Origin of the sequence: Citreimonas sp. (genome assembly GCF_042096055.1) — a bacterium.
Classification (GTDB): domain Bacteria; phylum Pseudomonadota; class Alphaproteobacteria; order Rhodobacterales; family Rhodobacteraceae; genus Citreimonas.
In genome coordinates this window covers 17,295-23,759 of record NZ_JBELMH010000050.1, presented here as the reverse complement: position 1 = coordinate 23,759, position 6,465 = coordinate 17,295, and the positions used below count along the sequence as shown (strand labels likewise).

The 6,465-nt window shown below is 68.6% G+C and carries 9 protein-coding genes; 8 read left to right on the top strand and 1 reads right to left on the bottom strand.

Translation table 11 applies throughout. The features are described from left to right. On the top strand, positions 1 to 364 hold a 364-nt coding region (locus ACFDTC_RS11980), incomplete at its 5' end, for an ABC transporter permease (protein ID WP_375259112.1). A gap of 114 nt (positions 365 to 478) precedes the next feature. Continuing rightward, the gene (locus ACFDTC_RS11975; protein ID WP_375259111.1) at positions 479 to 1,726 is read left to right on the top strand and encodes a PAS domain-containing protein; all 1,248 of its coding nucleotides are present in this window, start codon (positions 479 to 481) and stop codon (positions 1,724 to 1,726) included. A gap of 140 nt (positions 1,727 to 1,866) precedes the next feature. Here ACFDTC_RS11975 and ACFDTC_RS11970 read toward each other — a convergent pair whose 3' ends face one another. Further along, positions 1,867 to 2,739, bottom strand: a complete 873-nt coding sequence (locus ACFDTC_RS11970; protein ID WP_375259110.1) for a branched-chain amino acid aminotransferase — start codon at positions 2,737 to 2,739, stop codon at positions 1,867 to 1,869. Between the two features lie 149 nt (positions 2,740 to 2,888). On the opposite strand from ACFDTC_RS11970, the gene ACFDTC_RS11965 reads away from it, so the two are divergent. The 6 genes from ACFDTC_RS11965 to ACFDTC_RS11940 all read left to right on the top strand — a co-directional run. Continuing rightward, on the top strand, positions 2,889 to 3,392 hold the full coding sequence (locus tag ACFDTC_RS11965; RefSeq protein ID WP_375259109.1) for a MarR family winged helix-turn-helix transcriptional regulator: 504 nt from the start codon (positions 2,889 to 2,891) through the stop codon (positions 3,390 to 3,392). Further along, entirely contained in the window at positions 3,389 to 4,090 is a 702-nt protein-coding gene (locus ACFDTC_RS11960; protein WP_375259108.1) for a response regulator, read from the top strand. Before ACFDTC_RS11965 ends, ACFDTC_RS11960 begins: the two co-directional genes overlap by 4 nt. Positions 4,091 to 4,150: 60 nt before the next feature. Continuing rightward, positions 4,151 to 5,071: a histone deacetylase family protein gene (locus tag ACFDTC_RS11955; RefSeq protein WP_375259107.1), complete on the top strand. Its 921-nt coding sequence runs from the start codon at positions 4,151 to 4,153 to the stop codon at positions 5,069 to 5,071. Next, a complete protein-coding gene (locus ACFDTC_RS11950; RefSeq protein WP_375259106.1) occupies positions 5,068 to 5,319 on the top strand; it encodes an exodeoxyribonuclease VII small subunit in 252 nt (83 codons plus the stop codon). Before ACFDTC_RS11955 ends, ACFDTC_RS11950 begins: the two co-directional genes overlap by 4 nt. Then, positions 5,319 to 6,191, top strand: coding sequence for a polyprenyl synthetase family protein (locus tag ACFDTC_RS11945; protein ID WP_375259105.1), 873 nt, complete (start codon positions 5,319 to 5,321; stop codon positions 6,189 to 6,191). The genes ACFDTC_RS11950 and ACFDTC_RS11945 overlap by 1 nt, the downstream gene beginning before the upstream one ends. A gap of 11 nt (positions 6,192 to 6,202) precedes the next feature. Further along, positions 6,203 to 6,465 (top strand): 1-deoxy-D-xylulose-5-phosphate synthase N-terminal domain-containing protein (locus ACFDTC_RS11940; protein ID WP_375259113.1); only part of this gene is annotated, 263 nt, incomplete at its 3' end.

Genomic DNA, 6,465 nt, shown 5'->3' with positions numbered 1-6,465 from the left:
CATCACCGTGACCGCGACGCTGGTGGGCTTCGACCGCTCGCTGACGCGGGCCGCGGCGAACATGGGCGCGAACCCGGTCACCACGTTCTTCCGCGTGCAGATGCCGCTGATCCTGCCCGGCGTGATCTCGGGCGGGCTGTTCGCCTTCATCACGTCGTTCGACGAGGTCGTCGTCGTGCTGTTCGTCGGCTCGGCCAACCAGCAGACGCTGCCGTGGCAGATGTTCACCGGCCTGCGCGAGCAGATCTCGCCCACGATCCTGGCCGTGGCGACGATCCTGGTGATGATCTCGATCGCGCTGCTGACCACCGTCGAGCTTCTGCGCCGCCGGTCCGAGCGTCTGCGCGGCCTGTCGCCGGGCTGAGCCTTCCGCCAGCGAGACAATTTTCAGCCGCGTCGGGTCATCCCGGCGCGGTTCTTCATTGTTTACTAAGTTTTCCGGACGAATGTGCCGTCAGCCCGCTTGAACGAGGATGACATGACGGAACTGAATCCCGCATTCGCCGCCGAGGCTCGCAGCACCGCCGGAGAGATTTCCTTCCAGGTGCACGAGATGTTTTTCTCTCGCACCGACAAGCGGGGTGTCATCAAGGCCGGCAACGGCGTGTTCCGGCGGCTGTCGGGGTATTCCTGGGACGAACTGATCGGTGCGCCGCACAAGATCATTCGGCACGCCGACATGCCCAAGGGCGTGTTCCAGTTCATGTGGGACACGATCAAGACGGGCAAGCCGGTCGGCACCTACGTCAAGAACCGCGACAAGTCGGGCGGCTATTACTGGGTCTTCGCGCTGATCGCGCCCTGGATGGACGGCTACGTCTCGATCCGGCTCAAGCCGACGTCGCCCATGCGTGACACCGTGGCCGAGATCTACGCCGACCTGCTGCGCGCCGAACGCGACGAGGGGCTGACGCCCCAGCAAAGCGCCGAGATGCTGCTGCAGCGCGTGCGCGACCTCGGCTATGCCAGCTACCACACCTTCCAGGCTTCCGCGCTCGCGGCCGAGTTCGAGGCCCGCGCCAAGGCGATGGGCGACCCGCTCGAGCAGGTACAGAAGCGGCTGCTGGCCATGTCGCGCGGCATCACCGACGTGCAGGTCGAGACCGCCGAGATGACCGAGGCCTTCAACGCCATCCGCACCGTGCCGATGAACATGCGCATCATCGCCTCGCGGCTCGAGAACGCGGGCGGGCCGATCAGCGCCATCTCGGTGAACTACAGCCAGATGCTCGAGGAGATGTCGACCTGGGTGAACACCTTCGTCGACGGCGACACCTGCGTCTTCGCGCGGATCCGCGACGCGATCCTCAACAGCCAGTTCCTCGGCTTCGCCGCCGCGCTCGAGCAGGAGATATCCGAAGCGCTGTCGCACAACGACGTCGACGCGATGCCGGGCCAGTGCCTGGAGGAGGAGCGTACCGCGATCGGCAGCCTGCGTGAGGATTTCCTCAAGCAGACGCGCGAGTCGCTCGGCAGCGTCGAGACCGAGGCGATGCGCTTCGGCCGCAGCGTGCTGGACATGAAACGCTACGTGACCGGCCTCAGCTCGACCCGCATGATGTGCAAGATCGAAAGCGCCGCCCTGTCGGAGCAGGGCACCGCGCTGGGCGGCATCGTCGAGCAGCTCGACGCGTGCCAGAACGAGATCGAGAAGCGCCTGGCGCGGATCGTCGAGCTGAACGCGCTGATCCAGAGCAATACCGCAATGCTGCGCGCCCTCGTCTAGACCGGCGCGGGAAACGCCGGAAGCTAACCCGAAGAACAGCGAAGGGCGCCGCGGCGCCCTTCTTTCGTTTTCACGTGATCGGAAGGCCCGTGCCGCGACGGGCCCGAAGGCCCCGCCGACACGGACGGGACGGCCGCGCCTCAGGCGCGCACCAGCGCCTCGTACCCGGTGGCGATGTCGCGGGTCAGCGCGCCGACCTCGAAGCGAAAGTCGCCGATCTGGCCCACCGGCGTGACCTCGGCCGCCGTGCCGGTCAGCCAGCACTGCTCGAACCCTTCCATCTCGTCGGGCATGATGTGGCGCTCGTGCACCTTGATCTGCCGGTCTTCCAGCATGCCGATCACCGTCTGGCGCGTCAGGCCGTTCAGGAAGCAGTCGGGCTTGGGCGTGTGCACCTCACCGTCCTTCACGAAGAAGATGTTCGCGCCCGTCGCCTCGGCCACGTAACCGCGGTAATCCATGAACAGCGCATCCGAGCAGCCCTTGGCCTCGGCCGCGTGCTTCGACGTCGTGCAGATCATGTAGAGACCGGCCGCCTTGGCGTGCACCGGGATCGTCTCGGGCGAGGGGCGCTTCCATTTCGCGATGTCGAGCTTGGCGCCCTTCATCTTGGCGTCGCCGTAATAGCTGCCCCATTCCCAGGCCGCAATCGCCAGCCGCACCGGGTTGCGACGCGACGCGACGCCCATGTCCGGACCCGCGCCGCGCCACGCGACCGCGCGCACGTAGGCATCGGTCAGTCCGTTGGCTTCGAGCACCTGGGCCTTCGCGGCCTCGATCTCGTCGACCGAGAAGGGGATCTGAAAGTCCAGCTCGCCGGCCGAGAAATGCAGCCGCTCGGAATGCTTGCGCGACAGGAAAATCTTGCCGCCATAGGCGCGCTCGCCCTCGAAGACCGAGCTGGCGTAATGCAGCGCGTGGCTGAGCACGTGCACGTTGGCCGAGCGCCAATCGGTCAGCGTTCCATCCATCCAGATCTTTCCGTCACGATCGTCGTAGGCTGCGTCTGCCATCGTCCGCTCCCATCCCTTTACATTAGTTGCGCGACTTATGGCCGAACCGGACGTAATGTTGCGCAAAAACTGAGATTCGGTACCAGTTCGATCTTGGAATGTCAACAAGACTGACGTAAATTCGGGTCAGACCGAACCGACGGGGCAGCATGACCGAGGCGCGCAAGATGCAGGGGGAAACCCTGCTTTACCTCACCGACGAACAATTGCGCCAGGGGGCCGAGGCGATGTTCTTCGCCTATCGCGGCTTCACCGCCGACCCCGACCGCATCCTCGCGCAGCTGAGTTACGGCCGCGCGCATCACCGCGCGCTGCACTTCATCCACGGCGCGCCGGGCACGACGGTCAACAACCTGCTGACGACGTTGGGCGTGACCAAGCAATCGCTCAACCGCGTGCTGCGCACGCTAATCGGCGACGGGCTGGTGGAAAGCCGCGTCGGCCGCATCGACAAGCGCGAGCGGCACCTCTACCTCACCCCCGACGGCGAGGCGCTGGAGCGCGAACTCTCCGAGGTGCAGCGCGCCCGCCTGCGCGCCGCCTTCCGCGCGGCGGGCCCCGAGGCGGTCGCCGGCTTCCGTCGCGTGCTCGAGGCGATGATGGACCCCGAGATGCGCCGCCAGTACGAACGCCTGCGGGAGGGCCGCGGATGACCGGCACCGACGTGCACCTGCTGATCGTCGACGACGACGAACGCATCCGGACGCTTCTGCAGAAGTTCCTGATCCGCAACGGCTTCCTGGTCAGCGCCGCCCGCGACGCGGGCCACGCGCGGCGGCTGCTGCAGGGGCTCGACTTCGACATGATCGTGCTCGACGTCATGATGCCGGGCGAAGACGGCGTCAGCCTGACCCGGGCGATCCGCGAACGCGCCACCACGCCGATCCTGCTGCTGACCGCCCGGGCCGAGACCGAGGACCGCATCAAGGGCCTCGAGGCCGGTGCCGACGATTACCTGCCCAAGCCGTTCGAACCCAAGGAACTGCTGTTGCGCATCAACGCCATCCTGCGCCGCGTGCCGGATGCGCCCGCCGCGCCCACGGTGCCCAACCTGATCAGCCTCGGCGGCATCCGCTACGACACCGAGCGCGGCGAGCTGTGGCAGGGCGACGAGCCTGTCCGCCTGACCGCGACCGAGGCGCACCTGATGCGCATCTTCTCGGCCCGCCCGGGAGAGGCGATCAGCCGCGCGCAACTGGTCGAGGAGCTGGGACGCGACAACGGTCAGGCGCAGGAACGCGCCGTCGACGTGCAGATCACCCGCCTGCGCCGCAAGCTCGAGACCGATCCGAAAAGCCCGCGGTACCTGCAGACGGTGCGCGGCTCGGGCTACATGCTGGCGCCGGATTGACGGTTGCCCTTCGGCGGCGCATGGGGTTTCCCTGACAGCGCAGACCAGGCAGGGGGACGCATGGCCACGGCACTCATCACCCACGCGGACGGGCTGACTCATGTCACCCCGGCCGGGCACCCGGAACGGGTGGCCCGGCTGGAACACGTGCTGCACGCGCTTCAGGGCATGGACCTGCTTCGCGTCGCGGCACCCGAGGCCGAGGACGAGGATCTGCGCCTGTGCCACCCGCAGACCTATATCGACCGCGTCGCCTCCGGGCTGCCCCGCGCCGGCACGCGGCAGCTCGACGCCGACACGTTCCTGTCGCCCGGCTCGATGCGAGCGGCGCGGCGCGCGGTGGGCGGGGCGATGCGCGGCGTCGACATGGTTCAGGGCGGCGAGGCGACGTCGGCCTTCTGCGCCATGCGTCCGCCCGGCCACCATGCCGAGCGCGAGACGCCGATGGGCTTCTGCCTGTTCGGCACGGCTGCGATCGCCGCGAAACACGCCCTGGAACGCCACGGTCTGAGCCGCGTCGCGGTGGTCGATTTCGACGTTCATCACGGCAACGGCACGCAGGACCTGCTGTGGGACGAGGCACGCGCGCTGTTCGTGTCGTCGCACCAGATGCCGCTCTGGCCCGGCACCGGCCGCCCGGACGAGACCGGCGCGCACGACAATGTCCTCAACGTGCCGCTGGCCCCCGACAGCGACGGCAACACCATGCGCAGCGCCTACGATACCCACGTCTTCCCGCGCCTGCGCGCCTTCGCGCCCGAATTGCTTCTGATCTCGGCCGGCTTCGATGCGCACGCCGAGGACCCGCTGGCCCAGCTCAATTGGGAGGTCGAGGATTTCGCCTGGCTGACGGCGGAACTCTGCGCCATCGCGAAAGAGGCCGGCGCCCCGGTGGTCTCGGTGCTCGAGGGCGGATACGATCTGGCCTCGCTGGCCGAAAGCGCCGCGGCCCACGTGCAGACACTGACGGAGAAGACATGACCGACCAGACACAGACCCCCGTCGAGGAGATGAGCTTCGAAGCCGCGATGGCCGAGCTCGAACAGGTGGTCAGCAAGCTCGAGCGCGGCGACGTGGCGCTGGACGAATCGATCGCGCTCTACGAACGCGGCGCGGCGCTGCGAAAGCGGTGCGACGCGAAGCTCAGCGAAGCCGAGGAGAAGGTCGCCGCGATCACTCTGGACGCCGAGGGCAACCCCACCGGAATCAAGCCCGTCGACGGGCTCTGATGCGGTTCGAAGACGGGTTGGCCGACGCCGCGCGGGCGATCGGCGACGGCTTCGCGCGCGACCTGTCGGACTGGCCCGACGTGCCGGTGGTCCACGCGATGGCCTATGCGCTGGAAGGCGGCAAGCGCCTGCGCGGCTACCTGGTGATCGAAGGCGCGCGCCTGCACGACGTCGCACCCGACCACGCGCTGCGCGCCGCCATGGCGATCGAGGCGGTGCACGCCTACAGCCTCGTGCACGACGACCTGCCCTGCATGGACGACGACGACCTGCGCCGCGGCAGGCCGACGGTCCACCGCGAGTGGGACGAGGCGACCGCCGTGCTGGCCGGCGACGCGCTGCAGGCGCTGGGGTTCGAGCTGCTGTCCGACCCCGCCTGCCATCCCGACGCCGCCGTGCGCGCCGACCTCACGCTCAGCCTCGCCCGCGCGTCCGGCGCGCGCGGCATGGTGCTGGGCCAGGCGCTCGACATGGCGGCCGAGCGCAGCGAGACGCCGCTGGATCTGGCGGCGATCACGCGCCTGCAGGCCGACAAGACCGGCGCGCTGATCGGCTGGGCGGCCGAGGCCGGCGCGCGGCTGGCGCAGGCCGATCCCGCGTCGCTGGGCACATACGCGCAGGCGCTGGGGCTGGCGTTCCAGATCGCCGACGACATCCTCGACGTAGAGGGCGACATCGACGCGATGGGCAAGGCGGTCGGCAAGGATGCCGGGCGAGGCAAGGCGACCTTCGTGTCGCTGCTGGGTCTCGACGCGGCAAAGGCACGCGCCGACGCGCTGGTGACCGAGGCCTGCGACGCGCTAGCTGCCTATGGCGACCGGGCGGAACCCTTGCGGCAGGCCGCCCGCTTCGTTATCTCGCGCCGGAACTGAAGGACCATGCCATGACCGACCGGCCCCACACCCCGACGCTGGACCGTGTCCACAGCCCGGCCGACCTCAAGGGCCTCGACGATGCGGCGCTGCGCCGCCTGGCCGACGAACTGCGCGCCGAGACCATCGCCAGCGTCTCGCGCACCGGCGGTCACCTCGGCGCCGGCCTCGGCGTGGTCGAGCTGACGGTGGCGATCCACGCGGTCTTCGACACGCCGCGCGACAAGCTGATCTGGGACGTCAGCCACCAGAGCTATCCGCACAAGATCCTGAC